This window comes from Mycoplana dimorpha, from assembly GCF_003046475.1.
In the GTDB taxonomy this organism is placed as follows: domain Bacteria; phylum Pseudomonadota; class Alphaproteobacteria; order Rhizobiales; family Rhizobiaceae; genus Mycoplana; species Mycoplana dimorpha.
Genome location: NZ_PZZZ01000008.1, coordinates 153,455 through 179,551 on the forward strand (window position 1 = coordinate 153,455; position 26,097 = coordinate 179,551).

The 26,097-nt window shown below is 64.3% G+C and carries 24 protein-coding genes and 1 riboswitch; of the genes, 11 read left to right on the top strand and 13 right to left on the bottom strand.

Annotated elements, in window-relative coordinates; all coding sequences use genetic code 11:
• Positions 1-94: 94 nt before the first annotated feature.
• Positions 95-433 (bottom strand): TIGR01244 family sulfur transferase, encoded by a 339-nt coding sequence (locus tag C7449_RS18410; RefSeq protein WP_108004364.1) that lies wholly within the window; start codon positions 431-433, stop codon positions 95-97.
• A gap of 83 nt (positions 434-516) precedes the next feature.
• Positions 517-1,368, bottom strand: a complete 852-nt coding sequence (locus C7449_RS18415; RefSeq protein ID WP_108004365.1) for a DUF4432 family protein — start codon at positions 1,366-1,368, stop codon at positions 517-519.
• A 485-nt stretch (positions 1,369-1,853) separates the two neighbouring features.
• Between C7449_RS18415 and C7449_RS18420 the strand changes: the two genes are divergently transcribed.
• Entirely contained in the window at positions 1,854-3,164 is a 1,311-nt protein-coding gene (locus C7449_RS18420; protein WP_108004366.1) for a L,D-transpeptidase family protein, read from the top strand.
• 162 nt (positions 3,165-3,326) lie between these two features.
• On the opposite strand, the gene C7449_RS18425 is transcribed toward C7449_RS18420, so the two are convergent.
• Positions 3,327-3,962, bottom strand: coding sequence for an outer membrane protein (locus C7449_RS18425; protein ID WP_108004367.1), 636 nt, complete (start codon positions 3,960-3,962; stop codon positions 3,327-3,329).
• Between the two features lie 494 nt (positions 3,963-4,456).
• On the opposite strand from C7449_RS18425, the gene uvrC reads away from it, so the two are divergent.
• The 4 genes from uvrC to C7449_RS18445 all read left to right on the top strand — a co-directional run bounded on the left by uvrC (position 4,457) and on the right by C7449_RS18445 (position 8,119).
• On the top strand, positions 4,457-6,505 hold the full coding sequence (gene uvrC / locus C7449_RS18430) for an excinuclease ABC subunit UvrC (RefSeq protein ID WP_108004368.1): 2,049 nt from the start codon (positions 4,457-4,459) through the stop codon (positions 6,503-6,505).
• Between the two features lie 304 nt (positions 6,506-6,809).
• Entirely contained in the window at positions 6,810-7,385 is a 576-nt protein-coding gene (pgsA, locus tag C7449_RS18435) for a CDP-diacylglycerol--glycerol-3-phosphate 3-phosphatidyltransferase (RefSeq protein ID WP_108004369.1), read from the top strand.
• Positions 7,385-7,639, top strand: coding sequence for a molybdopterin converting factor subunit 1 (gene moaD, locus C7449_RS18440; RefSeq protein WP_170115941.1), 255 nt, complete (start codon positions 7,385-7,387; stop codon positions 7,637-7,639). The genes pgsA and moaD overlap by 1 nt, the downstream gene beginning before the upstream one ends.
• Before the next feature lie 3 nt (positions 7,640-7,642).
• Positions 7,643-8,119, top strand: a complete 477-nt coding sequence (locus C7449_RS18445; protein WP_108004371.1) for a molybdenum cofactor biosynthesis protein MoaE — start codon at positions 7,643-7,645, stop codon at positions 8,117-8,119.
• 252 nt (positions 8,120-8,371) lie between these two features.
• Here C7449_RS18445 and C7449_RS18450 read toward each other — a convergent pair whose 3' ends face one another.
• The 9 genes from C7449_RS18450 to C7449_RS18490 all read right to left on the bottom strand — a co-directional run bounded on the left by C7449_RS18450 (position 8,372) and on the right by C7449_RS18490 (position 19,274).
• On the bottom strand, positions 8,372-9,895 hold the full coding sequence (locus tag C7449_RS18450) for a globin-coupled sensor protein (protein ID WP_108004372.1): 1,524 nt from the start codon (positions 9,893-9,895) through the stop codon (positions 8,372-8,374).
• Between the two features lie 312 nt (positions 9,896-10,207).
• Entirely contained in the window at positions 10,208-10,915 is a 708-nt protein-coding gene (locus tag C7449_RS18455) for a ParA family protein (protein WP_108004373.1), read from the bottom strand.
• Between the two features lie 297 nt (positions 10,916-11,212).
• Positions 11,213-12,358 carry an iron-containing alcohol dehydrogenase gene (locus C7449_RS18460; protein WP_108004374.1) on the bottom strand — a complete coding sequence of 382 codons (1,146 nt, stop codon included), beginning with the start codon at positions 12,356-12,358 and terminating at the stop codon, positions 11,213-11,215.
• Positions 12,355-13,740, bottom strand: coding sequence for an aldehyde dehydrogenase family protein (locus tag C7449_RS18465; RefSeq protein ID WP_108004375.1), 1,386 nt, complete (start codon positions 13,738-13,740; stop codon positions 12,355-12,357). The genes C7449_RS18460 and C7449_RS18465 overlap by 4 nt, the downstream gene beginning before the upstream one ends.
• Positions 13,741-13,865: 125 nt before the next feature.
• Positions 13,866-15,230, bottom strand: coding sequence for a glutamine synthetase family protein (locus tag C7449_RS18470; protein WP_108004462.1), 1,365 nt, complete (start codon positions 15,228-15,230; stop codon positions 13,866-13,868).
• Positions 15,231-15,348: 118 nt separating this feature from the next.
• Positions 15,349-16,416, bottom strand: coding sequence for a TRAP transporter substrate-binding protein (locus C7449_RS18475; protein ID WP_108004376.1), 1,068 nt, complete (start codon positions 16,414-16,416; stop codon positions 15,349-15,351).
• A gap of 127 nt (positions 16,417-16,543) precedes the next feature.
• On the bottom strand, positions 16,544-17,872 hold the full coding sequence (locus tag C7449_RS18480) for a TRAP transporter large permease (protein ID WP_108004377.1): 1,329 nt from the start codon (positions 17,870-17,872) through the stop codon (positions 16,544-16,546).
• A complete protein-coding gene (locus C7449_RS18485; RefSeq protein WP_108004463.1) occupies positions 17,869-18,381 on the bottom strand; it encodes a TRAP transporter small permease subunit in 513 nt (170 codons plus the stop codon). The genes C7449_RS18480 and C7449_RS18485 overlap by 4 nt, the downstream gene beginning before the upstream one ends.
• Positions 18,382-18,494: 113 nt before the next feature.
• A complete protein-coding gene (locus C7449_RS18490; RefSeq protein ID WP_108004378.1) occupies positions 18,495-19,274 on the bottom strand; it encodes an N-formylglutamate amidohydrolase in 780 nt (259 codons plus the stop codon).
• 186 nt (positions 19,275-19,460) lie between these two features.
• Between C7449_RS18490 and C7449_RS18495 the strand changes: the two genes are divergently transcribed.
• The 6 genes from C7449_RS18495 (at position 19,461) to C7449_RS18520 (ending at position 25,230) form a co-directional block, all read left to right on the top strand.
• Positions 19,461-20,318: a MurR/RpiR family transcriptional regulator gene (locus tag C7449_RS18495; protein WP_170115946.1), complete on the top strand. Its 858-nt coding sequence runs from the start codon at positions 19,461-19,463 to the stop codon at positions 20,316-20,318.
• A 111-nt stretch (positions 20,319-20,429) separates the two neighbouring features.
• Complete coding sequence (locus C7449_RS18500; protein ID WP_108004380.1) at positions 20,430-21,539, top strand: ABC transporter substrate-binding protein; 1,110 nt, start codon at positions 20,430-20,432, stop codon at positions 21,537-21,539.
• 134 nt (positions 21,540-21,673) lie between these two features.
• Positions 21,674-22,543: an ABC transporter permease gene (locus C7449_RS18505; RefSeq protein ID WP_108004381.1), complete on the top strand. Its 870-nt coding sequence runs from the start codon at positions 21,674-21,676 to the stop codon at positions 22,541-22,543.
• Positions 22,540-23,328, top strand: coding sequence for an ABC transporter permease (locus C7449_RS18510; RefSeq protein ID WP_108004382.1), 789 nt, complete (start codon positions 22,540-22,542; stop codon positions 23,326-23,328). The genes C7449_RS18505 and C7449_RS18510 overlap by 4 nt, the downstream gene beginning before the upstream one ends.
• 13 nt (positions 23,329-23,341) lie before the next feature.
• Positions 23,342-24,403 carry an ABC transporter ATP-binding protein gene (locus tag C7449_RS18515; RefSeq protein ID WP_108004383.1) on the top strand — a complete coding sequence of 354 codons (1,062 nt, stop codon included), beginning with the start codon at positions 23,342-23,344 and terminating at the stop codon, positions 24,401-24,403.
• Positions 24,404-24,515: 112 nt separating this feature from the next.
• Positions 24,516-24,665, top strand: a riboswitch (FMN riboswitch).
• A 91-nt stretch (positions 24,666-24,756) separates the two neighbouring features.
• Positions 24,757-25,230 carry a 6,7-dimethyl-8-ribityllumazine synthase gene (locus tag C7449_RS18520; RefSeq protein WP_108004384.1) on the top strand — a complete coding sequence of 158 codons (474 nt, stop codon included), beginning with the start codon at positions 24,757-24,759 and terminating at the stop codon, positions 25,228-25,230.
• Positions 25,231-25,437: 207 nt separating this feature from the next.
• Here C7449_RS18520 and C7449_RS18525 read toward each other — a convergent pair whose 3' ends face one another.
• Positions 25,438-26,067, bottom strand: coding sequence for a hypothetical protein (locus tag C7449_RS18525; protein WP_108004464.1), 630 nt, complete (start codon positions 26,065-26,067; stop codon positions 25,438-25,440).
• Positions 26,068-26,097: the final 30 nt, after the last annotated feature.

Genomic DNA, 26,097 nt, shown 5'->3' on the forward strand with positions numbered 1-26,097 from the left:
CATTCGCTCGGCACTTCTCCCCGCTGGGGAGAAGAGGCAGTTAACTCTGCCTCGGCAGCTCAAATGCGGCTCTGCCGCCCACTTTTTCCGGACGTCAGCCGCGGAGATGCTGTGTCTGGCCGTAGATGTTGGTCGAGCGGGCGCCGGAGCGGCAATATCCGAGCATCGGCTTCGGCAGTTCGTCGAGCGCGTCCACCATGTCGCGCACCGCATCCGCCGTGACCCCCATCGAACCCACCGGGACGTGCGCGGTGTCGAGGCCGAGTTCCTTCGCACGCGCGGCAATCGTCGCGAATTCGGGCTGGTCGGGCGTCTCATGGTCCGGCCGGTGGCAGACGATCGACTTGAAGCCCATCGCCTTGATCTCGTCCAGATCCTCGACGGTGATCTGGCCGGAGACCGAATATTCGTCATTGATGGCGCGGATGTCCATGCTGCTGGCCCTTTAGTGAAATCTGCTGCGTTCGATGTAGGCGCGGCGGCGGCTACCGTCAATCGGTACAGCCGCGATCGGCATCAGCGCAGTTCGAAGGAAAGCCCGTAGTCGATCGTCTCCCCGGGCGCGAAGCTCTTCATCTCGCCTGAGGCGATCAGCTCCTGTCGGCCAACGAGCCGGTGCGTCACCGGCTCCAGGCCCATGACGTGGCAGCCAGGCGACTGGTTGCGCCAGACCTGCAGGAAAGGCAGCGTGTCGACGCGAAACCGCACATGCAGGCTTCGCCCGCCAAGCGAGGCGATCGGACCGATTGCGATGTCGGCCCAGCCGTCATGCGCGGTCTCCGCGGCCGGGACGCAGAATATCCGCATATCGCCATCGCCGAAACGCCAGGGCATGCTGCCGCCCTCCAGCATCGCCCCGGTCAGCCGGGTGTGCTCGTCGAACAAGCGGGTATTGATGTTGATGTGGTACATCGCCACCGGCGGCCAGGCGCGGGCGCCGGTATTTTCGACGGTGTCGTCGAGCGTGATGACACCCGTCGCCCGGTCGGCACGCCAGTTGCGCCTCAACTCGGCCGTCTCGCCATTGGCAAGCGAGACCGGAACGCGCGCCGAACAGACGACCTCGCCCTCGTCCTCCTCGAACAGGATGCCCCTGGCCGGATGCGAGGACAGCGAGCCGTGGAGCGGGTAGCGCCGATCCGCCGTCCCCTCGACCGGTTCCGGGTGGCGGATGTGGTCAGGCCCGCAGGTGAACATGAAGCCCGGCAATGCCCGGTCGATGCGCGGGTCCCCGTCGGACGGGATCGCCGACCCCGGCGCCAGATTGACGCCGAAGAAAACGGCGTCGCGGAGGTCAAGCGCCGATTGCGGATCGAGCGCGATATCGAAGCTGTGCACGCCGTTTTCGGCGGTCAGGGCGAGGGTCATGGCGGCTTCCCGGAAAGGCGGCGTCCCGAGCTTGGATCGGTCCCGGTTGTGGAATCTCCCTGGGTTCTAGCGCATGAATCCCCCAAGCGGAATTCCTTTCAGCCGTGCATGCCTGCCGACTCATATTCGTCGGCACGCGCGCCCCAAGGTCGCACCACAACGCCGCCGGATTTGCATTGAGACGCCTAGACCCTGTGACTTCGGCAGCCCACAGCGCAGGGTGGCTGGAACCCGCGCGCAAATCGCAACGTTGTTTTTCGGTGCGGCGGCCCGGTCACAGGGGCACGATCGTTAGGAGTCCATTAACCATCATTTCACTTCTCCATATTAACGTCGAAATTCGGTGTCACGTCCCCGGCAATAGCGTCAACACAGGTAGATTCGTGAATTCCGTTTTGAAAACAAGCATTTCATTACTTGCCCTGGCGGCGCTTCTCACCGCGGCGCCGGCGGCTGCGCAGGACGTTTACGGTGGCCGACGCGATATGGTGCTCGTCACCCCGGAAGGCGACATCCTCGACTATATTCCGGCAGATGGGAGCGTCCGCGTCGGGCGTGATCGGCAGGGCCGCCGGATCTATGTCGACAGCTGGGGCAACCTGATCGCCACCGCCATGCCGGCAGGCCGCTACTTCTCGCGCTACGAGACGCCGGATTTCCGGCGCGATCGCTACCGGCCGGTCGAGGGCTTTCCGGAGACCTCGCCCGACTACTTTCCGCCGGCGCCCGACGAGTATGGCGACCTGACAACCGGCTCGGTTCCCGCCTACCGCGCACCCGGCGCGATCGACCGCTCCGACCTGCCCGACCTTCCCGGCGACGGTTATCCCGGCGAAGGCGATCCGCGCGACGGCTACGGCGCCGACGACATGGCCTCCCTTCCGGACGCCTCGATGCAGCCGGATTTCGTCCCTGGACCGCAGCTTCCGGCCGCTGCTCCGCTTGGCAAGAGGACCGTGGCCGAGGTGACGGCGCTTCAGGTGTTCCTCGATCGCGAGGGCTTCTCGCCCGGCGTCATCGACGGCAAGAAGGGTTCGAACGTCACCAAGGCCATCGAGGCCTGGCAGGCGGCGACCGGCGAACGGCTCGACCCGAACGACACCGAGGCGGTCCTCGAGCGCCTGCACCTCAATGGCGGCATGCCGTTCACGACCTACCAGATCACCGCGGCCGATGCCGCCGGTCCTTACGTGGCTTCGATTCCCGACGACTATGCCCACAAGGCCGCTCTTCCGGCGCTGTCCTACACCTCGACGTTGGAAATGCTCGCCGAACGGTTCCACATGGACGAACAGTACCTGAAGGAAATCAATCCCGGCGTCGATTTCTCGATCCCCGGCACGATCATCAAGGTCACCAACGTCGGGGAGGCCAAGAAGGGCAAGGTGGCGCGGATTCTCGCGGACAAGGGCCGCAAGCAGTTGCTTGCCTATGACGAGGCAGGCAACCTCGTTGCCGCCTATCCCGCCAGCATCGGCTCGGCCGACACCCCCTCCCCGTCCGGCACGGTGACGGTGGAGCGGATCGCCTTCAATCCGAACTACACCTACAACCCGAAGATCAACTTCCAGCAGGGTTCCAACGATAAGATACTGACCCTGCAACCCGGCCCGAACGGCCCGGTCGGCACCGTCTGGATCGCGCTGTCCAAACCGACCTACGGCATTCACGGCACGCCCGAACCGTCGAAGATCGGCAAGACCCAGAGCCATGGCTGCATTCGCATGACGAACTGGGACGCCACCGAGCTGGCGAAGATGACCGCGCCGGGCGTCACGGTCGAATTCGTCGACTGACGACCGCACCCGTGAATTGTGGCGGCAGCGCCGGTGGAGGTCGCCGGCCATTGCCGCGAAGCCCAATGCAATGGACACAAGCCGGGGTCGGCCACTCGGTTCCAACACAAAAGGCCGGGCGGTTACCCGCCCGGCCTTTGTTCGTTCGCCTGATCGGCTGGATCAGAACTTGTAACCCATGCCTACGCGGACGCTCTGGTCGTTCAGGCCTGCACGGACGTTGCCCGAGTCGAGGTCGAACCGCTTGCTGCTGTAGTCGGTGTAGCGATACTCGACGCGGGCGGTGACGTTGTCGGTGACGTAACCTTCAGCGCCGACGCCGGCAGTCCAGCCGTACATGGTGCGGGTATCGGACGAGGTGTGGTCCTTCATCTTCGCACGCGAGGTGGCGACACCGCCCGTGCCGTACACCAGGACCGGGTTCAGATCGACGCCGACGCGGGCGCGAAGCGAACCATTGACGCCCTGCTCGGCCTTGCGGGCGGTGTTCTTCGAGTCGATGTCGGAGTAGTTGATGTCGGCTTCGCCGCCGTAAACCAGCTGGCCGTCCTGCATGTTGTAGCCGCCATAGGCACCGACGCCGAAGCCGTCGGCGCTGTTGCCGCTCTGCTTGTTGAAGTGGCCGTGCTGCCAGGTGACGTTACCACCCGCATAACCGCCGGCCCAGTTGCCGCCAGCCGGCGCAGAAAAGTCAGCAGCCGGCGCCAGCGGGACATCCGAGACCGCATCGGCCGCCTGGGCCTGCAGGGCGGCAAACGACATGGCGGAAGCCAGCAGGGTGGTGATCAGGGTACGCATTACTATTCTCCTTTGCATTTCCATGCCGCTGGCGAGCAATGTGCCAGCCCGGCATCAATAAACTACGGTCCAAACCGCCCGTTGAGCCGAATTTGAATAAAGATTGAGGATTTGAAAGAGCCAAATTGTGAAGATTTGATGGCAAAGGCATCATCGCAGAATGCTGTTGCGTTTCAACAACATGGATTTTGTTAACCATACCACAAGGAACGTCGGATATACTTATTATTCGACAGCAAACGCTGTGGGCGACGTGGCAGCTGTTAACCTTCTCGAAAGGATTCTTCGACCCGTGCAGACTGGCCTGCGGATCTCTATATCAGGAAAGGTTAAGCAACGAAGAGGATCAACGATCCCCGGCTGTGCCGCGAACGGAGAATGCGGGAACGGTCGGGCTTGCGGTCGACATCGCGGCCTTAACCGTGCAAAGGATCGTTCTGAGGGCGGGCAGTGGCCTGTCCGGGAAGACCAGAACACGTCGCGGAGAGCAGGGAATGACCACCGGTCGGCCGGTCGAGGATGGCGGCATCCTCTATGACGAAAACGAGCGGGACGACGAAGACGACCTGGCCGAATCGACGTCCGCCCCCGCCCCGCTGCCCGCGATCGAGTGGTCGGAAACGGTCGACGTGCAGCAAGGCTTGCGCGGCGCGGAGCTGATCCAGGCCTTCGTCAAGCGCCTGCCTAACAGCCCCGGCGTCTACCGCATGTTCAACGAGGCAGGCGACGTGCTCTACGTCGGCAAGGCGCGCAACCTGAAGAAGCGCGTCAGCAACTACGCTCTCGGGCGCGGCCATTCCAATCGCATCGGCCGGATGATCCGCGAGACGGCGAACATGGAGTTCGTCACGACGCGCACCGAGACCGAGGCGCTGCTACTTGAAGCGAATTTGATCAAGCGGCTGCGCCCACGCTTCAACGTGCAACTGCGCGACGACAAGTCGTTTCCCTATATCCTGCTGACGGCCGACAGTCGCGCACCGGCAATCTTCAAGCACCGTGGCGCCCGCAGCCGCAAGGGCGACTATTTCGGACCCTTCGCCTCGGCCGGCGCGGTCGGGCGGACGATCAACTCGCTGCAGCGCGCGTTTCTCCTGCGCACCTGCACCGACAGCGTGTTCGAGAGCCGCACCCGGCCGTGCCTGCTCTACCAGATCAAACGCTGCTCGGCGCCCTGCACCCATGAGATCAGCGATGCCGGCTATGCCGAACTGGTGCAGGAGGCCAAGGACTTCCTTTCCGGCAAGAGCCAGAACGTTAAGGGCCAGATTGCCGCGGCGATGAACGAGGCGGCAGAGGACCTCGACTTCGAGCGCGCCGCCGTCTATCGCGACCGGCTGGCGGCGCTAAGCCACGTGCAGAGCCATCAGGGCATCAATCCTGCCGGCGTCGAGGAAGCGGACGTCTTCGCCATCCACCATGAGGGAGGCATCTCCTGCATCCAGGTGTTCTTCTTCCGCACCGGCCAGAACTGGGGCAACCGCGCCTACTTCCCGAAGGCCGATCCGCAGCTTCCGGCATCGGAGGTGCTCAACGCCTTTCTGGCCCAGTTCTACGATGACAAGCCCTGTCCAAGACAGATCCTGCTGTCGGAGAAGATCGAGGAGCTGGACCTGCTTTCCGACGCACTGAGCGAGAAGTCCGGATACCGGGTGTCCATCCACGTGCCGCAGCGTGGTGAGAAGAAGGATCTCGTCGACCAGGTGCTGGCCAACGCGCGCGAGGCGCATGGCCGCAAGCTGGCGGAGACCGCATCGCAATCCCGCCTGCTGGAAGGCTTCGCCCAGACCTTCGGGCTGCCCTACGTGCCGCGGCGGATCGAGATCTACGACAACTCGCACATCATGGGCACCAATGCCGTCGGCGGCATGGTGGTCGCCGGCCCCGAGGGTTTCGTCAAGGGCCAGTACCGGAAGTTCAACATAAGGTCGACGGACATCACCCCCGGCGACGACTTCGGCATGATGCGCGAGGTGATGACGCGCCGCTTCTCGCGCCTGATCAAGGAAGAGGGCCTGCCGGACCGCGGCATGGATGCGACCGCCGACAAAGGCACCGACGCCGCCGACCTGCCCTTCCCTGCCTGGCCCGACGTGATCCTTATCGACGGCGGACAGGGGCAGATGACGGCGGTGCGGGCGATCCTGCAGGAACTGGGCATCACCGACCAGGTAATCGCCATCGGCGTCGCCAAGGGCGCCGACCGGGAGGCCGGGCGCGAGCGCTTCTTTGCCGCCGGCCGGCCGGATTTCTCCCTGCCGCCCCGCGATCCGGTGCTCTACTTCGTCCAGCGCCTGCGCGACGAGGCGCATCGTTTCGCCATCGGCTCACACCGGGCGCGGCGCAAGAAGGAGATGGTGAAGAACCCGCTGGACGAGATCGCCGGCATCGGCCCGAGCCGCAAGCGCGCCCTGCTGCAGCATTTCGGCACGGCCAAAGCCGTGTCGCGCGCCGGCATTGCCGACCTCACCGCGGTCGAAGGCATTTCAGAGACCATCGCCCGACTGGTCTACAACCACTTCCACGAAGACGCCGCTCGATAGCGGCGATTACCCTGCCCGGCTTTCGCTGGCGTCAATTCGGCGGCACTGTGGAGACCTCACCGGCAGACGATACGTCCCGGCCGTGTCGGAAAAAAGCAAAGAAATCCGCAGCCTGTTCGGAAACGACCGAAACCGAACAACCGCGGTGAGACATAAAGCCGCCGCCGGACGGCGGCTCCCGGCGGCCTTTTCCGAAGCGCCATCGGAATATTGCCTTGTTCGCGGTGAAAAGCTCTCGCAAACGGTTGACGGACCTGTCACAAAGTCCACAACTAACCGGAAACACATCCGAGACTGCGAATCCATGGTTTACAGCATCCCCAACCTCCTCACCTACGCCCGCATCCTAGCGGTCCCGCTCATCGTGCTCTGCTTCTTTGTCGAGGGAAGGTTGCAATCCTCGGACTTTGCCCGGTGGTCGGCGTTGGGCCTGTTCGCGGCGGCCTCGATCACCGACTTCTTCGATGGATATCTGGCCCGCATCTGGAAGCAGACCTCGAACATCGGCCGGATGCTCGATCCGATCGCCGACAAGCTGCTGGTGGCCTCGGTGCTGTTGCTGATGGCGGCAGACGGCACGATCGCCGGCTGGACGATCTGGGCCGCCATCATCATTCTCTGCCGCGAGATCCTGGTCTCGGGTTTGCGCGAATACCTGGCTGAACTGAAGGTGAGCGTGCCGGTGACCCGCATCGCCAAGTGGAAGACGACGATCCAGATGTTTGCGATCGGCTTTCTGCTCGCCGGCCCGGCCGGCGCCAAGTATCTGCCGTTCACCACCGAAATCGGGCTCGTGCTCCTGTGGATTGCGGCGGCAATCACCATGTATACCGGCTACGATTACTTCCGGGCCGGCCTTAGGCATATCGTGGAGAAATGATGACCCGGCTTGTCTATTTCGCCTGGGTGCGCGAGCGGATCGGACGAGAAGAGGAAGAGCTTGAGCTTCCCGGCCACGTGAAGACCGCGGCCGATCTGTTGAAGCACCTGAAGACGCTCGGCGAGGAGTACGAGGTGGCGCTGGAGCACGAAAACGTCATCCGCGTCGCGATCGACCAGGAACACGTCGAGCACGGCGAATCGATCGAGGGCGCCCGCGAGATCGCGCTGTTTCCGCCGATGACGGGAGGCTGAGCAATGGCCGTGTCGGCGGAGATTCCCGTGGTCGTGCGGGTCCAGCGCGCCGATTTCGACGCCGCCGCCGAAACGGCGGCCTTGACGGCCCGGAACCGCCAGATCGGCGCAATCGTCACCTTCACCGGGCTTTGCCGCGACGAAGGCGGGAGCCTTGCGGCGCTGGAACTCGAGCATTATCCCGGGATGGCCGAGGCGGAGATACGGCGCATCTGCGAGGCGGCGGTGGAGCGGTTTTCACTGCAGGGCATCGCCGCGATCCACCGGTTCGGCCGGATGGAGCCGGGCGAAAACATCGTGCTGGTCATCGCCGCCGCGCCGCATCGGCACGCCGCCTTCGACGGCGCCTCTTTCGTCATGGATTACCTGAAGACCTCGGCCCCCTTCTGGAAGAAGGAGCATCGTGCCGACGGCAGCGAAAGCGGCTGGGTCGATGCCAAGGATGCCGACGACCGGGCGAGGGAGAAATGGCAGCGTTAGCCGCCCCGATGTCGGCACAGGGGTGCGGCGCAATTTGCTCGTCCCTGCCCGGCTTGATCCGGCGTTCTCTCTAATGGCGCCTGCCACGGATGGCACGGCCGAATTCCCGTTGCCTACCCTCGAAGAAGGCGCACGAACGCCGGCCCACGTGGAGCCGGCGCGTCAGAATGTGCAAGCAGTCAGGGCCCACGGCGCTGCGGTACAGGCGGCGTTTCGTGCCGCCCGCCTGCTGCCGCACCCGCTTCTTCGGCGTCAAGCCGCCCGGACGTAGCCCGCGGAAGGCGCAGCCGCGGCCTGTCCGCTGGTGCGGAAAGCGCTCAGCTGCGCTGCAATCGAAGCTGCCTCGTGGGTCAGCGCCTGGCTGGCGGCATTCGCCTGTTCCACCATCGAGGCGTTCTGCTGGGTGATCTGGTCCATCGCGTTGATCGCCTGGTTGACGGCCTGCAAACCGGTCGCCTGCTCGGCCGTGCTCGCGCGAATAGCGGAGAACACCGAACTGATCTCGACCACCTGCGTCACGATCTGGCGGAGCGTCTCGGCAACCTCGTTGACCGAGCGGACACCGTCCTCGACCTGCCCGTGCGACTTGGCGATCAGGCCCTGGATGTCCTTGGCGGCATCCGCGCAGCGCTGTGCCAGTGCCCGCACTTCCGAGGCGACGACGGCAAAACCGCGGCCGGCCTCGCCGGCCCGTGCGGCCTCGATACCGGCGTTCAGCGCCAGAAGATTCGTCTGGAAAGCGATCTCGTCGATAACCTCGATGATGTTTGCGATGCTGGCCGACGACTGCTGGATATCCTGCATCGCGGTGATCGCCTCCTCGACCACCTCGCCGCTACGCTCCGCGTTGGCGCGGGCGGCCGACACCAGGGTATTGGCATCGTCCGCGCTCTTGGCCGTCTGGCGCACCGTGGTCGTGACTTCTTCCACAGCCGCCGCCGTTTCCTCCAGATTGGCGGCCTGCCGCTCGGTGCGCTTGGCTAGGTCGTCCGATGCGGCGGCGATTTCGCGGACGCTGACGTGAATGGAGCCGGCGCCGGCATGGATGCTGCCGATCGCCTGCGACAGGGCCGAGATTGCGTGATTGAAATCGTCGCGCAGGGTCTCGTAGGCCTCCGGCAGCTGCCCTTCGATGCGGGCCGTCAGATCGCCCGCGGCGATGCGCTTCAGCGCCGCACCGAAGCTGTCGGACACTACCTTGCGCTCCTCGGCAACCACCTGCGCCTGCACCGCCTGCTGCTTCGTTAGGTCGGAGGCGTCCATGTAGACCGAGATCGACAGGTCCATGTCGAGAAACACCGCCTTGATCAGGCTGGAAAGCCGGGCCGCAGCGTCGGCCGCCGTTGTCTCGGCGCGGGAGAACAGGCCGGCTTTCGGCCACATCTCCTTGAGCGCCGCCGTCAACAGGTGCTCCACCACCAACGCGTATCCGCCGATATACCAGCGCGGCTCCAGGCCGATCCGCGCGTGAACCTTGCCGATCGAGTGAACCTTGGCGGCGTAGTCGGAGCTGAAATCCGCATTGGCGATGTTGCCCCAGTGGCTGAGCTGCGCATTCTTGGCATGTGCCATGTGCGCGTCGCTGGAGAAAAGATGGCTTACCTCCGGGCTGTTGCGGACGATCGCGTAGAACCGGTCGAGTGCGGGCGCGAGTTCCCTCTCCAGGAATGACTTGAGGTTGCGCAGCTCCTTGCGGCCATTCGCGTCGAGCCCGAGGTAGTCCAGCCGGCGCTCTAGATCGTGATTCTTGCCGGATGCGGAAGTAGCTGCACTCATCGGTTATCCATGCCCTTTTGGGTTTGCGCCAGCGCCCATTTTCTCCAAAGACCTCCGTTCCGGCGGGAACGCGACTGCCTTTGTGCCCATCATGGACCGCTGCGCGGCGATACGCGCCTGCAGCTCGAAATGGCTTTCGGCATCTGCTCTATCCCGGCCATAGTAAACGCTTGGTTAGGCCCTGAGCCTTTCTCGCGTTTCAGCTGCACTTGCGCTGCAGCCGCTGACATTGCCGCAGGCGCCGAAAAGGCGCCAGGCCAAAGCCGGGCGCCTCGAACGGAGAGATTGCCGTCGCACAGATGGATCGAACTGTCAGGCGGCGCGCAGACGGCCGCGCAGAACGGTCGCGGATGCCCGGGGGGCCGGGACGCGGCGCATGACCTCCTCGGCCAGTAGGCGCGCGTTCTCGCGTGCCTTGTCGAGATTGGACACCCGCGCCGGGTCCATCGTCCTCAGCGTGCCGCCGCAGTCGAAAATGTCGCGGAATGCAGCCCGCTCGGCGATTGCGGTGTCGAGCACCGCCACGCCACGCTCGGCGAGTAGCTGCTTGATGGCGGCCATGGCGCGGGTGGTGACGACCGCACTCATCCGCGTCAGCACCACCGAATGCTCGATGCGGACGCCCGCCCGCTTGTCGAGCTGGTGCAGCAGTTCAAGAATCTGCGCTCCGCCGTGGGCATCCATCGCACAGCCCTGGATCGGGATCAGGACATGGTCGGAAAGGCCGATCGCCGTCGCGACCATTGCGTCGCGTGCGCCAGCAAGATCGACCACGAAATAGTCGGTGGTGTCGCGGTTCTCGCGGATGTGTGACTGCAGCGACCCCATCGACACCTCGGAGATCACCGTCAGGTTCGGCCGCGTGCCGGTAAGGTCGTGCCAGCGGGTGATCCAGCGCTGCGGGTCTGCGTCGAGAATGGTGACGCGATACCCTTGGGCGGCCAGCTCGGTGGCAAGGATCAGGGCGGCAGTGGTCTTGCCTGCCCCGCCCTTGGCGTTGGCGAACGTGATGACCGGCATGTCTTTATCCTCATTTCCTGCAAGGTACGCGCGCCGTCGCCGCTTCGAGGCGGCGCGGGAGTGGCGCCCGGTTAACCAAACCTTTCAGAAGATGGTTAACAAATTGCAAATATGAGGCTGGCGAAGGCTGAGGAAGCGCCGTGCCAGCTCGTCGTAACTTTTGATCGGGACGAAGGCGTGCATGACGAGGATGAGGCGCTGCCTTCCCCGAGGCACGCAAGTTACGGCTGGCCTGAAACGAAGAAGCCCGGCATGGTCTGCCGGGCTTCAGAATGCATGCGTCTGTGCGTACCTCGCTCAGATGCACTCGGCAAAGAGCCGCTTGGCCGCCTCAAGGGTCAGTTCGACCGGGTTTCCGCCGGCCGTCGGGTCGACGATCGCCATTTCGCTCATCTCGTCGATCCGGTCCGTGCCGACCCCGAGTGCCGACAGCTTGTCCGGCACGCCGAGTTCGGAGCGAAGCTGCAGCACGTAGTCGTAGAAGCCGTCGAAGCCGCCGGCCATGCCGAGATAGGCCGCCGCCGCGGCGATCCTGCCTTCGATGGCCGGGCGGTTGAAGCGCAGCACCGGCGGCATAACCACCGCATTGGTCATGCCGTGGTGCGTGTTGTAGATGGCGCCGACCGGATGCGACAGCGAGTGGATCGCCCCAAGCCCCTTCTGGAAGGCGACCGCGCCCATGGCGGCGGCCGACATCATGTTGGCGCGGGCCTCGATGTCGGTGCCGTCCCTGTAGGCGCGCGGCAGGAATTCCTTCACCAGCCGCATCCCTTCCAGCGCGATCCCCTGGCTCATCGGGTGATAGAACGGCGAGCAGTAGGCCTCCAGGCAGTGGGCGAAGGCATCCATGCCGGTACCGGCGGTGATGACCCTCGGCATGCCGACCGTCAGTTCCGGATCGCAGATCGTCACCGAGGGCAGGAACTTCGGATGGAAGATCACCTTCTTGGTGTGGGTCTCAGAGTTGGTGATGACCGAGGCGCGGCCGACTTCCGAGCCGGTGCCGGCCGTCGTCGGCACGGCGACGATCGGGGCGATGCCGTCGGAGTTGGCGCGCGTCCACCAGTCGCCGATGTCCTCGAAGTCCCAGACGGGACGCGTCTGGCCGGCCATGAAGGCGACCGCCTTGCCGAGATCGAGGCCGGAGCCGCCACCGAAGGCGACGACGCCGTCATGGCCGCCGTCCCTGAAGGCCTTGACGCCGGCTTCGAGGTTCTTGTCGTTCGGGTTCGGATCGACTTCGGCAAAGATCGCCCGGCCCAGGCCGGCGGCTTCCATGATGTCGAGTGCGTTCTGGGTGATCGCCATCGGCGCGAGGCCGCGGTCGGTGACCAGCAGCGGCTTCTTCATGCCGACCGCCGTGCAGTGGTCGGCAAGTTCACTGATGCGCCCTGCCCCGAACTTGATGGCGGTTGGGTAGCTCCAGTTGGCGGTGATGCTCATGCGAGTGCTTTCCTGAGGTGGTAGGACTTCGGACGGGTGAGATTGTGGAAGCCGATGACCGACAGCGAGCCGCCGCGGCCGGTTTCCTTGACGCCGGTCCAGCAGAGCGCCGGGTCGAGATAGTCGGCGCGATTCATGAACACCGTGCCGGTCTCGAGATCGCGGCCGAGCCGGGCGGCACGCTCGGCATCCTTCGTCCAGAGCGAAACCGTCAGGCCGTACTGGCAATCGTTCATCAGTTCGAGCGCTTCGGCGTCGTTCCTGACCTTCATGATGCCGACGGCCGGGCCGAAGGTCTCTTCCTTCATGAAGGGCATCGAGTGGTCGACGTTCACCAGCACCTGCGGGGCGAGATAGGCACCGCCATCGTCCTGCGGGAACAGCTTTGGATCGACCAGCGCCTTCGCACCGCGCGAAACGGCATCGGCCACCTGCTCGCGCACCACCGCGGCGAAACGCTTGTTCGCCATCGGTCCGAGCGTCGTTTCCGGGTCGAGCGGATTGCCGAGCTTGTAGTTCGACACCCAGGCGACCGATTTCTCGACGAAGGCGTCATAGAGCGACTCATGGACGTAGATGCGCTCGATACCGCAGCAGCACTGGCCGGAGTTGTAGGTGGCGCCGTCCATCAGCGTATCGACGGCAGCGTCGAGGTCGGCGTCTTCCATGACATAGCCGGGGTCCTTGCCGCCGAGCTCGAGGCCGATCGGCGTGAAGGTGCCGGCAGCGGCCCGTTCGATCGAGCGGCCGCCCTCGACCGAGCCGGTGAAGTTAACGAAGTCGAAGCTCTTCGCCGCGATCAGCGCCGAGGTGGTGTCGTGGTCAAGGAAGATGTTCTGGAACACATCGTCCGGCACGCCGGCCTCGACGAAGGCCCGCACCAGCCGCTCCCCGACGAGCAGGGTCTGGGCCGCGTGCTTGATGATGACGGTGTTGCCGGCCATCAGCGCCGGCGCCACCGTATTGATCGCGGTCATGTAAGGGTAATTCCACGGCGCGATGACGAAGACAACGCCGTGCGGCTCGCGCTCGATGCGGCGCTCGAAACTGCTGCTGTTCTCGATCACGATCGGAGCGAGCGAGGAACCGGCAATTTCGGCGACGTAATTCGAACGCTCGTTGAAGCCCTTGAACTCGCCGCCATAGCGCACCGGACGGCCCATCTGCCAGGCGAGCTCCGGCACCACCTCGTCCTTCATCTCGTTGAGGCGGGCAACGCCCTTCAGCACGAGCTGGATACGATGCTCCAGCGGCCGCTTCGCCCAGGTTTTCTGCGCCTTGCGGGCTCGTGCGACAACCTGTTTCGCCGCCTCCAGCGGCATCGCCTCGCGCTCGGCATAGACCGAGCCGTCGACGGGGGAAATGCATTTGATCATGGTCATGATCGTCTTCCTGTCAGTTGCATCTACAATTCAGTCGGCGCCTTCGCGCCCATTCACCTTCCGCAGCCAAATGCCCTCCCGCCGTTTTCGGAGAGAGGGCATGGACAAACAGCCTTCTGTAAATCCTAGGCCCGCTCGAAGCCGCGCGCCACCTCCCAGTCGGTCACGCGCCGGTCGTACTCCTCCTGCTCCCACTGCGCGGCCCGGACGTAATGATCGACGACGTCCTCGCCGAACGCTTCGCGCAGCATCGTCGATGTCGCCATGAACTCGGTCGCCTCGCGCAGCGTCTTCGGAATCTCGCGGACGTTCTTGCCGCCGTAGGCGTCGCCGACAAACGGCGCTTCCAGCTCCAGCTTGCCTTCGATTCCGGCGATGCCCGCGGCTATCTGCGCGGCCATGGCGAGATAGGGGTTGAGGTCCGATCCGCCGACGCGGCATTCGATCCGGATGCCCTTCGTGGCCTCGCCACAAAGGCGATAGCCGGCCGTGCGGTTGTCCTTGCTCCAGACGGCCTTGGTCGGCGCGAAGGTGCCGGCCATGAAGCGCTTGTAGGAGTTGATGTAGGGCGCCAGGAAATAGGTGACCTCGCTGGCGTGGTTGAGAAGCCCGGCGACGTAGCAGCGCATCAGGTCGGACATGCCGTACTTGGCTTCCGGATCGTAGAACTTCGGGGTCTTGCCGTCGGCGCTCCAAAGCGACTGGTGGATGTGCGAGGAGGAACCGGCCGAGCCGTAGTTCCACTTGGCAAGGAAGGTGACGGCCTTGCCGCGCTGCCAGGCGATCTCCTTGCAGGCGTTCTTGATGAGGGCGTGACGGTCGGCCATGGTCAGCGCGTCGGCATAGCGGACGTTGATTTCCTCCTGGCCGGGCGAAGCCTCGCCCTTGGAGTTCTCGACCGGGATGCCCGCACCTTGCAGCCCGTTGCGCAGCGCCCGCATCACATCCTCTTCCTTGGTGGTCTGGAAGATGTGGTAGTCCTCGTTGTAGCCGCTGACGGGCCGCAAGTCCCGGAAGCCGCTCTCGCGGGCATCGTCGTAGGTCTGATCGAACAGGTAGAACTCCAGTTCGGTCGCCATGTAGGCCTTCAGCCCCATCGCCTCCAGCCGCTTGACCTGGCGCTTCAGGATCGCGCGCGGCGAATGCGGCACCTCCTTGTGCGTGTGATGGTCGAGCACGTCGCAGAGGACCATCGCCGTGCCCTCCAGCCACGGGATTCGACGCAGCGTCGAGAGGTCCGGCTTCATCGTATAGTCGCCGTAACCCGCCTCCCAGCTGGTGGCGCGATAGCCCGGGACCGTCTCCATCTCCATGTCGGTGGCCAGCAGGTAGTTGCAGCTGTGCGTTTCCTCGTAGGCCCCATCCACGAAGTACTGTGCGTGGAACCGCTTGCCCATCAGGCGCCCCTGCATGTCGACGAAACATACGAGAACGGTGTCGATGCGGCCCTCGGCCGTATCCTTCTTCAACTCATCAAAACTATAGGTCACGGCCATCAGGCGGTCCTCGGATTGTCCTGCCATTCCGAACCGGTCGGTACTGCCCGGCTCGTTCTCCTGGGGGGCCAGCCGCCGAAGCGGCCGGCCTTCGCTTTCAGTCCGGCCGGGCTCAGCCGTAGCGATACGGAGCGCCAGCCTTGCGCATGGTCTCCTGATACTTCTTCAGGATCTCCACCACCTTGGCGTTGCGGGGGCTCTTGGCGGCGACCTCGTCCCAGAAGGTAAGCGCCATGTCCTCCACGGTCTTCCACTCCTCTTCGGGAATGGTCGTGAGCTCGAGCTTGCCGCCGGTCGTGCGGTAGTGCGCCTCACCCCACCAATACCAGTGCTGGCGGTAATAATGGGAGGAATCCATCGCCAGCTTGAAGATCTCCTTCAGATGGTCGGGGACCGCATTCCACTTTTCGGTGTTGGCGAAGAACGACCCCGACCAGGCGCCGGAGATGTTGTTGGTGAGGTAGTACTTGGTGACCTCCGCCCAGCCGACGCTGTAGGTTTCGGTGGCGCCGCACCAGGCGATGCCGTCGATCTCGCCGGTCTGCAGGGCGACCTCGATGTCCTCCCAAGGCAGCGTCACCGGAACGACGCCGAGGCGCGAGATGAACTGGCCGCCGGTCGGGAAGGTGTAGACGCGCAGGCCCTTCAGGTCCTCGAGGCTGCGGATCGGCTTGGTGGTGGCGAAGTTGCACGGGTCCCACGCGCCGGCCGAAAGCCAGGTCACGCCGGGAACCTCGCCATAGGCCTCCTCCCAGATCTCCTTCAGGCCGTACCAGTTCCACAGAACCGGCACGTCCAGGCTGTAGCGCGAGGCAAACGGGAAATAGGCGCCGAACACCGAGACGTCGACCGGCGAGGCCATGGAATCGTCGTCGCTCTGCGCCGCATCGATGGTGCCGGCCTGGACGGCGCGGAACAGTTCGCCCTGCGGCACGAGTTGGTCGGCCGTGTAGAGTTCGATGACCATCTCGCCGTTTGCGGCCTTGTTGAAGGCGTCGATTGCCGGCTTGACGACATGGTCGGCAAGGGCCGGACCGGCATAGGTCTGCAGCCGCCACTTGATCGGGCTTTGCGCCTTCACATAGGGCGCGGCGAGCGTCGTCGCGCCGACGGCGCCCGCACCGGTCAGGACGGACTTCCGCAGGAATTCACGCTTGTTCATGGTCTTGGCATCAGTCATTTCAATTCCCCCTATTGAAGTGATTGGATCAGTTCCGTTGCGGCGGCGGGTCGGCGCGGTCAGCGCCGTCCCCGTCTCCAAGTCGTTGCACGCTTAGCTCCATGGTTCCTCCCCAAGCAGTGAGCGTTTACCTCTTCCCGGAATAGACCTCCGGCAGCCACATCGCGATGTCCGGAAACACCATGACGATGATCATGCTAAACACCATCAGAAGAAAGAACGGCACGATTGAACGATAGATGTCGACGATGGTGATCTCGGGCGGCGCCATCGCCCGCATCAGGAACAGGTTGTAGCCGAAGGGCGGCACGATGTAGGCGATCTGGCAGGTGATGGTGTAGAGGATGCCGAACCAGACCAGGTCGAACCCGAGGATCTTGACCAGCGGAATGTAGAGCGGCGCCACGATGACCAGCATGGCCGTGTCGTCGAGGAACATGCCGAGGATGATGAACGAGAACAGCATCATCGACAGGACGCCCCAGGGGCTCAATTCCCAGGTGTGCAGCAGGAGGTTCTCGATCGCCTTGATCGCGCCGAGCCCGTCATAGACGGCGCTGAAGCACAGGGCGCCCAGGATGATCCAGAGGAACATCGCCGAAACCGCCAGCGTGTTGCGCGTCGTCTTCTCCACCACGGTGGCGCTCAGTTTTCCGGAGCCCCACGCGGCAAGCAGGGCCAGCAGCGCACCGACCATCGAGGTCTCGACGAGACTGGTCGTGCCGGTGAGGAACAGTCCCATGATGGTAGCGAACAGGCCGAACGGCAGCAGCCCCTCGCGCAGCAGGACGAGCTTTTCGCGCAAGGTGATGCTGGCGCGCTCCTCCGGAGGCAGCGCCGGGCCCAATTCCGGCTGCAGGCGGCAGCGGATGTAGATGTAGGCGGTGAAGATGATCGCCATCAGGATGAACGGGCCGATGCCGGCCAGCCACAGCTGCAGCACCGGCTGGCGCGCGATCATCGCATAGAGGATGAGCACCACGCTGGGCGGCCCCATGATGCCGAGCGACGACCCGCCCTGGATGACGCCGGTGATCATCACCTTGTCATAGCCGCGCCGCAGGAGTTCCGGCAGCGCGACCGTCGCGCCGATCGCCATGCCCGCGACCGAGAGGCCGTTGACCATCGAGATGACGATCATCAGCCCCATCGTACCGATCGCCAGCCCACCGCGGACCGATCCGAACCAGACATGGAACATCCGGTACAGATTGTTGGCGATGCCGGATTCCGACAGCATGTAGCCCATGAAGACGAAGAACGGCACGGTGATCAGCGGATACCAGTTGAGCACCTGGAAGGCGGCGTTGAAGGGAAGTTCGAAAGATCCATTTCCCCACAGCCAGAGCGCCGCCGCGGCGCCTACCGCGCCGATGACACCGTAGACCCGCTGCCCCGTGCCCATCAGCACGAGCATGGAGGCGAACATGAAGATGGTGATGAATTCGGAGCTCATGCGATCGGCTTTCCGCGCGCTTCAGCGACATCTTTGAAGAACTGGGCAATGGTCTGGAGCAGCATCAGGAAGATGCCGAGCGTCATGATCATCTTGATCGGCCACATGACCGGAGCCCAGGCCGTGTAGTTCTTCTGATTGTAGGTGATCGAATATTCGGTGGAGGAAACGCCGCCCCAGAACAGCACGACCAGATAGAAAATCACGAACAGGATTGTGAATGAATCGGTGATCGCCCGGGTTCTCGGCTTCATCATGCCGTAGAACAGGTCCATGCGCACATGGGCGTCGATCTGCATCGAATAGGCGCCGCCGAGCAGGTAGTAGGCCGACAGCATGAACTGCGACATCTCCATCACCCAGTTGACCGGGTAGCCGAAGGCGACGCGCATCATGGTCGAATAGAGCAGGATCAAGCCCATCGGGAAGATCAGGTACATCGCGAAGATGCCGACCCTGCGGTTAAGTGAGTCAACGATACGGACGTAATGCTTGACGAACTCAGGCATCGCGCACAGTCCCATTGATGACGGCCCCACGCGAAGTCAGGCCACCTCGTTCATATTGAAACAACGACATCCCTCCCTTTCCTCCCCTCGCGCCGCTGCACCGGCGCATCCGCTCAGCGTACCTGCGGCGACGTCAGCCCCTCGACGAGTAGATCGGCAAGGTAGCCGGCCACGGCACGCTGGCCGGCCTCCTCCCGAACCAGGTCGTTTCGCACCTCGACCATAACATTGGCGATAGCGTTGGCCAGGCCATGCTCCTTCAGCGTGTGCGTCACGCCGTCCTCCGGCCCGTAGGGCTCGTTGCGGCGGATATCGTAGCCTCCGGGGGTGCGGCCTGCCGCAGCAAGCATGGCGTCGGCGAGCCGACTGTCGCTATCGTGCACGATGCCGATCTCGACGGCGCGCGGCTTGCCGAAATAGACCGGCGTGAAAGTATGGATCGTAACGATCACCGGCGCCCGATCCGCCGCGATCCGGCTTTTCACCAGGCGGGAAAGAGAGTCGCGGAACGGCAGGTAGAGCGCTTCGGTGCGTGCGTCGCGCGCCGCCTGGTCGAGGCCGGCATTGCCGGGCACCTCGAAGATCTCGCTCTTCTCCGGCATGGCGGCCGGCGACTCCGGCGGACGGTTGCAATCATAGGCGAGCCGCGAAAAGCGCTGGAAGACCAGTGCCGCGTCGAGTTGCAGCGCCATCAGCCGGGCGACGCCGAGCGCGCCCGGATCCCAGGCGATATGGCTCGCCAGAGCCTCGTCGGACAGGCCGAGCGTGCCGAGCGCCTTGGGAAGCGATCGGGACGCGTGCTCACAGACGAGGATGACCCGTCCCTGCGCAGCAGCATTCTCCAGGGCGACGGGGTCGCCCTCCTCTCCAGTCAAAATTCCCACTAGCCTGATCCCCTCGACCGGCCACTATTATTGTCTGAAGAGAATTCTTCACAGTTTCGCCCCTGTCAAGTGCGCGAATGAAGAAGCTTCTTCAATAAACCATTTGACTTCAAATGTGACAGCGATGTTTAATTTCGTTCCAGGCCGACAGAGAGCGGCAGACGGGGGAAAAACTTGACGTCAAGCCAGGCATCCATGACGGTGTCGGACGTGATCAACGCGCATTACGACGCGTTGACGCGCGCCGAAAAACAATTGGCGGCGTCGCTTCTCGACAATTATCCCGTCTCCGGGCTCGGCAGCATCACCACGGTGGCCGAGAATGCCGGCGTGTCCACGCCGACGGTCGCCCGCATGGTGCAAAAGCTCGGCTTCCGCGGTTTTCCCGACTTCCAGGCGCACCTGCACCATGAACTGGAGGCGACGCTCTCCAACCCGATTGCCAAGCATGACCGCTGGGCGGCCAACGCGCCGGGGACGCATATCCTCAACCGGTTCGCCGACGCGATCATGGGCAACCTTCGCCACACCCTCTCGCAGGTTGAGATCGAGGATTTCGACGGCGCAGCAGCGCTGATCGCCGATCGCAAGCGCAACGTCTACGTGGTGGGCGGCCGAATCACCAAGGCGCTGGCCGACTACCTGTTCACGCATCTGCAGGTGATCCGGCCGAACGTCACCCAGCTTGCCTCCAATCCGAGCGCCTGGCCGCATTACGTCCTCAACATGAAGGCTGGCGATGTCATCGTCATCTTCGACATCCGCCGCTACGAGCAGGAGATGGAGACCTTTGCCCGCATCGCCCGCGATCGCGGCGTCGAGATCGTGCTGTTCACCGATCAGTGGGCCTCGCCCATCGCCAAACTGGCTGCCCGCGTATTCCGGATTCATATCGAGGCACCGTCGGCCTGGGACTCCTCCGTGGTGACGCTTTTCGTCGTGGAGGCGCTGATCGAAGCGGTGCAGAGCGCGAACTGGACCGAGACCCGGGAGCGGATGAAATCACTGGAGGAACTGTTCGAGGCAAGCCGGCTCTTCCGCAAACCGAAGTGAGATCATCCGAGAACGGAGGCTACGTAAAAAGCGTTTTATTCCTGTCACATGACGTTCATGCCGTAACAGTATCAGCAACACGGAATTGACTGACACACAAGGGAGAACACCGTGATGTCACACACCAGCCGCCTGCTCAGACTCTCCACCGCCATCCTGATGGCAACGACCGCGGTTGCGGCCGCCGCCGAACCCAGCGCCGAGCTGGTTGAAGCCGCCAAGAAGGAAGGCAAGCTGACGACCATCGCCCTGCCGCACAGCTGGTGCGGCTACGGCGACGTTATCGCCGGCTTCAAGGCCAAGTATCCGGAGATCACCGTAAACGAACTGAACCCGGATGCCGGCTCGGGCGACGAGATCGAGGCGATCAAGGCCAACAAGGGCAACACCGGCGACCAGGCTCCGGACGTAATCGACGTCGGCCTGTCCTTCGGCCCGTCCTCCAAGGCCGAAGGCCTGATCCAGCCCTACAAGGTCGCGACCTGGGATACGATCCCCGACAGCGCCAAGGACGCCGAAGGCTACTGGTACGGCGACTACTACGGCGTTCTCTCCTTCGTGGTGAACACCGACATCGTCAAGGAACTGCCAAAGGACTGGGCCGACCTGACCAAGTCCGACTACGCGAACTCCGTGGCACTCGCCGGTGACCCGCGCACCTCGAACCAGGCCGTCCAGGCCGCCTACGCCGCCGGCCTCGCCAAGGGCGAGACCGACGCCGCCAAGGCCGGCGAAGCGGGCCTCGCCCATTTTGCCGAAATCAACAAGGCCGGCAACTTTGTTCCGGTCATCGGCAAGTCCGCCTCGCTCGCCCAGGGCTCGACCCCGATCGTGATCGCCTGGGACTACAACGGCCTCGCCTGGCGCGACACCCTCGCCGGCAACCCGCCGCTCGAGGTCGTCGTTCCCGAATCGGGCGTCGTCGCCGGCGTCTACGTGCAGGCGATCTCGGCCTTCGCGCCGCATCCGAACGCCGCCAAGCTGTGGATGGAGTACCTCTATTCGGACGAAGGCCAGCTTGGCTACCTGAAGGGCTACTGCCACCCGATCCGCTTCAACGACCTGGTCAAGAACGGCAAGGTTCCGCAGGAGATGCTCGACAAGCTGCCGCCGGCAGCAGCCTATGAAAAGGCCGTCTTCCCGACGCTCGACGAGCAGGCCGCCGGCAAGGCCGTGATCAGCGGCAAGTGGGACAGCGTCGTCGGCGCCAACGTGCAGTAAAGCGGCAACACTGCCGGCCCTCCCGCCTGCGCGGGAGGGCCTTTTTTTCGGCAGGGCGCGGAGGCGGATTGCGCCCGCCGCATTTCTGTCTAAGTTCGTATCTTCTCACTTTTTGTCGGACCGATCGCAGACTCATGAAACGTACCGCGTTGATAGACCGTCGCACCGTCGTAGATTGGCTCGGCATCGCGCCGTTCATGCTGTTTGCGCTGCTGTTCCTGATCCTGCCGACGCTCTATCTGGTGACCGGCGCTTTCCTGACGCCGGACGGCACTTTCACGTTCAAGAACATTGCCGACCTGTTCTCGCCGAGCATCCTCGCCGCCTACTGGATCAGCATCAAGGTTTCGCTCGCCTCGTCGCTCGGCGGCGCGGTGATCGGCTTCTTCCTCGCCTGGGCGATCGTCATGGGGGGCCTGCCGCGCGTCTTCCGCTCCGGCCTCCTCACCTTTTCGGGCGTCGCCTCCAATTTCGCCGGTGTCCCGCTCGCCTTCGCGTTCATCGCCACCCTTGGCCGGACCGGCCTCGTCACGGTGCTGCTCCGCGACCTGATCGGTTTCAATCTCTATTCGACCGGCTTCAACCTGCTGTCGTTCCTCGGCCTGACGATCACCTACATGTTCTTCCAGATCCCGCTGATGGTGCTGATCCTGACGCCGGCGCTCGACGGCATGAAGCGGGAGTGGCGCGAGGCCTCGGAAATCCTCGGCGCCTCCACCTGGCAGTACTGGCGGATGATCGCGCTGCCGATCCTGTGGCCGAGCCTACTCGGCACGACCCTGCTGCTCTTCGCCAACGCCTTCGGCGCCGTCGCCACCGCCTACGCGCTGACCGGCTCGTCGCTGAACATCGTGCCGATCCTGCTCTTTGCGCAGATCCGCGGCGACGTGCTGCACAACCCCAATCTCGGCTATGCGCTGGCGCTCGGCATGATCGTGATCACCGGGCTGTCCAACGTTCTCTATATCTGGCTGCGCTCGCGCGCCGAACGGTGGCAGAAATGAAGACGACCCGCCTCCTCGCCTGGCTCGCGATCGCCATCGGCGCCATCTACTTCATCGTGCCGCTGATCGGCACGTTCGAGTTCTCGCTGCGCATGCGCCGCGGCGAGTATTCCTTCGACGCCTACCGCTCGGTCTTCACCGACATGCAATTCCGCGCCACCTTCGGCTTCTCCATGCTGATGGCGCTGTTCACCATCGTCTTCGGCATGCTGCTGGTGGTGCCGACCGCCTACTGGGTGCGCCTGCGCCTGCCGCAACTGCGCCCGGTGGTCGAGTTCATCACGCTCCTGCCGCTGGTGATTCCGGCGATCGTCATCGTCTTCGGCTACCTGCGGCTCTACAACTCCTCCTCGTTCCTGCCGCTGACCAACTCGACCACCGGCACCAACATGCTGCTGGTATTCTCCTACATGACGCTGTCGCTTCCCTACATGTATCGAGCCGTCGACACCGCCATGCGGATGATCGACGTCGCCACGCTGACGGAGGCGGCCGAGAGCCTCGGCGCCAAGTGGCCGACGATCCTGTTCCGCTGCATCTTCCCGAACGTGATGAGCGGGGTGCTGTCCGGCGCCTTCATCACCTTTGCGATCGTCATGGGCGAGTTCACGATGGCGTCGCTGCTGAACCGGCCCGCTTTCGGTCCCTACCTGCAGCTGGTCGGCGCCAACAAGGCCTATGAGCCTTCGGCGCTGGCGATCATCGCGTTTGCGATCACCTGGCTCAGCATGGGCCTGCTGCAACTCGTTTCCCGCTTCCACAAAACCGCGCCCGTGAAGGCCTGAGGACTTAATCCGCATGACGTTTCTTTCGCTCAGCCATCTCCAGAAGTCCTTCGGGCCGGTGCAGGTCGTCAACGACTTCAACATGGACATCGAGAAGGGCGAGTTCGTCTCCTTCCTAGGGCCCTCCGGCTGCGGCAAGACGACGGTGCTCAGGATGATCGCCGGCTTCGAGACGCCGAGCGGCGGCACGATCACCGTCGCCGGCAAGAACCAGGCCGGCCTGAAGCCGAACCAGCGCAACATCGGCATGGTTTTCCAGGCCTATGCGCTGTTTCCGAACATGAACGTCTTCGACAACGTCGCCTTCGGACTCAAGGTCGCCGGCCGGCCGCAGCAGGAGATCGCGTCGCGCGTCAAGGAGATGCTCGGTCTGATCAAGCTGGAGCACCTTGCGGACCGCTTTCCCTACCAGCTTTCCGGCGGCCAGCAGCAGCGCGTGGCGCTCGCCCGCGCGCTGGCGCCGAAGCCGCAGGTTCTGCTCCTCGACGAGCCGCTGTCGGCGCTCGACGCCAAGATCCGCGTGTCGCTGCGCGAGGAAATCCGCATGATCCAGCAGCAGCTCGGCATCACCACCGTCTTCGTCACGCACGACCAGGAGGAGGCGCTGTCGATCTCCGACCGGATCGTGGTGATGAACGCCGGCTGCGCCGACCAGATCGGCACGCCGGCGGAAATCTACAACCGCCCCGCCACCCGCTTCGTCGCCTCCTTCGTCGGCACGCTGAACCTGATCGAGGCGAAGGTGATCGACCCGGCCGCGAACCGCGTCTCGATCGGCGACCAGGGCGTGACGCTCCGCGAGCCGGTCGGCCCGGTCAAACCTGGCGACACGATCTCGCTGGCCCTGCGCCCTGAGGCCGGCTCGATCGCCGAGGGCGCCAAGGGCGACACGGCCCTGACCGGCGAGGTGATCTCAAGCAACTTCCTGGGCTCCGTGGTGCGCACCCGCATGCGGGTCGGCCCGAGCGTCATCTCCTTCGACATGTTCAACAACCCCGGCCTCGTGCCGCCCGCCGCCGGCGATACCGTGACCCTGCGCTTCACCGCAACCGACCTGCTGGTCATCCGGGATTGAGGCAGACAGCACGCCGTCCCCGATCCGCTGAAACGTTGAACATTTTCGTCGCATCTCGTGTGAACTTCGTCGCATGCGCATTTGATCGCCGCGCCGCGCCGCGCTAGTGTCGCTCCGTTCTCAGGGCGGGGCGGAATTCCCCACCGGCGGTATCGGGAGTGATCCCGGAGCCCGCGAGCGCCTTCGACGACAGTCGAAGGGTCAGCAGATCCGGTGCGATGCCGGAGCCGACGGTCAATAGTCCGGATGAAAGAGAGCAAGCAGGCGGACATCCCAGTGGGGTCTCTGCATCCGCCTGCGTGTTCGCCCAAGGGGATCATTGAAAAATGGCTCAACCCTTGAAAGGCCAAGACATGAACGTTTCCACCCATCCCTCGGCCAAGATCGCCGTCATCCGCGCCCGCTGGCACGCCGGCATCGTCGATCGCTGCGTCGACAGCTTTGTGGCCGAATGGGCCGCGCTCGGCGGCCGCGCCGACGAGGTCGAGATCATCGACGTGCCGGGCGCACTCGAGATCCCGCTGCACGCCAAGACCCTTGCCCGCACCGGCCGCTATGCGGCGATCCTCGGCGTCGCGCTCGTCGTCGACGGCGGCATCTACCGCCACGACTTCGTCGCCGGCGCCGTCGTCGACGGCCTGGTGCGGGTCGGCCTCGACACCGACGTCCCGGTCCTTTCCGCCGTGCTCACCCCGCACAATTTCCAGGAAAGCGAAGCCCATATCGCCTTCTTCCGCGATCACTTCGTGATCAAGGGCAAGGAGGCCGCGCATGCGGCCGCGCAGATCATCGACGCACGCGCCAGGGCGGCGCTTCTGGAATCCTGAGACAGTCACCCTGAAACGAAGAGGACGTGCGCGGCGACGGTGCCTCCGCGCACGTTCTGCCCGGTGCACGTCGGAGACGTCGCCGCCAACGTTCGCGCATGACATGAACGGCCGAGTTCGTTTTGGCAGCGCGTTTCGACAAGCGATTGAAACGACTTGTCAAAGCCCCTCGCGTCGCGCTCATCCAGTCTCCGACGCGAGTCGCTCTTACAGAACCAGCAGGAGCACGCCCGTCGCCAGAAGGACCAGCGTCCAGAGAAGATCGACGTTGATCCAGGCGCTGCGCAATATACCCAGGCCAACCCAGCGGTAGACCGCCAGCGCCGCGATGGACGTGGCCGCCAGCATCGCAACGGTGTGGACGCCCACCGCCGCAAGGGTCATGACGGCCGAACGGCCGGCCGCCATGCCGGGCAATGCCCCCTCCGTCGTGCACAGGGGCATCAGCGCGGGGACGATCATCAGCCCCGCACCGTGCGCGGTCGCCATCAGGAACGACCAGAGGGCCAGCCCGACAAGTCCCGTCCGCATGCCGACGCGGACCCGATGCCGGTGACCATAAAGGAAATGCCACGCCGCCCATGCGACGAGCCCTGCCCCCGTTGCCATCCGCACGCTGTGCGAATCCACCAGCAGGCCGGCAGCGACCAACGCGCCCGCGACGAGCGCAATCGACGCAGCGTGTCCGATCGCGATCGCCGGTACCGCCCGGACGACCGCCGAAGCGCTCTGCCGGTGCACCCCGAGCGCCACCGCGAACAGCCAGCCCATGGCCGGGTTGAGGCCATGGAAGGCGCCCAGCCCTGCCAGAAGCAGCCACGGCCAGAGTTCGCTCACGGTCATCCACAGGCCTCCAAGGCCACCCCA

What these genes read in the sequence shown, in the direction of transcription:
- pgsA (WP_108004369.1), top strand. Translation starts at nt 6,810, where the DNA reads ATGGTTTACAGCATCCCCAACCTCCTCACCTACGCCCGCATCCTAGCG.
- C7449_RS18465 (WP_108004375.1), bottom strand. Translation starts at nt 13,740, where the DNA reads ATGACCATGATCAAATGCATTTCCCCCGTCGACGGCTCGGTCTATGCC.
- uvrC (WP_108004368.1), top strand. Translation starts at nt 4,457, where the DNA reads ATGACCACCGGTCGGCCGGTCGAGGATGGCGGCATCCTCTATGACGAA.
- C7449_RS18445 (WP_108004371.1), top strand. Translation starts at nt 7,643, where the DNA reads ATGGCCGTGTCGGCGGAGATTCCCGTGGTCGTGCGGGTCCAGCGCGCC.
- C7449_RS18460 (WP_108004374.1), bottom strand. Translation starts at nt 12,358, where the DNA reads ATGAGCATCACCGCCAACTGGAGCTACCCAACCGCCATCAAGTTCGGG.
- C7449_RS18480 (WP_108004377.1), bottom strand. Translation starts at nt 17,872, where the DNA reads ATGAGCTCCGAATTCATCACCATCTTCATGTTCGCCTCCATGCTCGTG.
- C7449_RS18415 (WP_108004365.1), bottom strand. Translation starts at nt 1,368, where the DNA reads ATGACCCTCGCCCTGACCGCCGAAAACGGCGTGCACAGCTTCGATATC.
- C7449_RS18455 (WP_108004373.1), bottom strand. Translation starts at nt 10,915, where the DNA reads ATGCCGGTCATCACGTTCGCCAACGCCAAGGGCGGGGCAGGCAAGACC.
- C7449_RS18520 (WP_108004384.1), top strand. Translation starts at nt 24,757, where the DNA reads ATGAACGTTTCCACCCATCCCTCGGCCAAGATCGCCGTCATCCGCGCC.
- C7449_RS18410 (WP_108004364.1), bottom strand. Translation starts at nt 433, where the DNA reads ATGGACATCCGCGCCATCAATGACGAATATTCGGTCTCCGGCCAGATC.
- moaD (WP_170115941.1), top strand. Translation starts at nt 7,385, where the DNA reads ATGACCCGGCTTGTCTATTTCGCCTGGGTGCGCGAGCGGATCGGACGA.
- C7449_RS18425 (WP_108004367.1), bottom strand. Translation starts at nt 3,962, where the DNA reads ATGCGTACCCTGATCACCACCCTGCTGGCTTCCGCCATGTCGTTTGCC.
- C7449_RS18505 (WP_108004381.1), top strand. Translation starts at nt 21,674, where the DNA reads ATGAAACGTACCGCGTTGATAGACCGTCGCACCGTCGTAGATTGGCTC.
- C7449_RS18450 (WP_108004372.1), bottom strand. Translation starts at nt 9,895, where the DNA reads ATGAGTGCAGCTACTTCCGCATCCGGCAAGAATCACGATCTAGAGCGC.
- C7449_RS18485 (WP_108004463.1), bottom strand. Translation starts at nt 18,381, where the DNA reads ATGCCTGAGTTCGTCAAGCATTACGTCCGTATCGTTGACTCACTTAAC.
- C7449_RS18475 (WP_108004376.1), bottom strand. Translation starts at nt 16,416, where the DNA reads ATGACTGATGCCAAGACCATGAACAAGCGTGAATTCCTGCGGAAGTCC.
- C7449_RS18510 (WP_108004382.1), top strand. Translation starts at nt 22,540, where the DNA reads ATGAAGACGACCCGCCTCCTCGCCTGGCTCGCGATCGCCATCGGCGCC.
- C7449_RS18420 (WP_108004366.1), top strand. Translation starts at nt 1,854, where the DNA reads ATGGTGCTCGTCACCCCGGAAGGCGACATCCTCGACTATATTCCGGCA.
- C7449_RS18515 (WP_108004383.1), top strand. Translation starts at nt 23,342, where the DNA reads ATGACGTTTCTTTCGCTCAGCCATCTCCAGAAGTCCTTCGGGCCGGTG.
- C7449_RS18495 (WP_170115946.1), top strand. Translation starts at nt 19,461, where the DNA reads ATGACGGTGTCGGACGTGATCAACGCGCATTACGACGCGTTGACGCGC.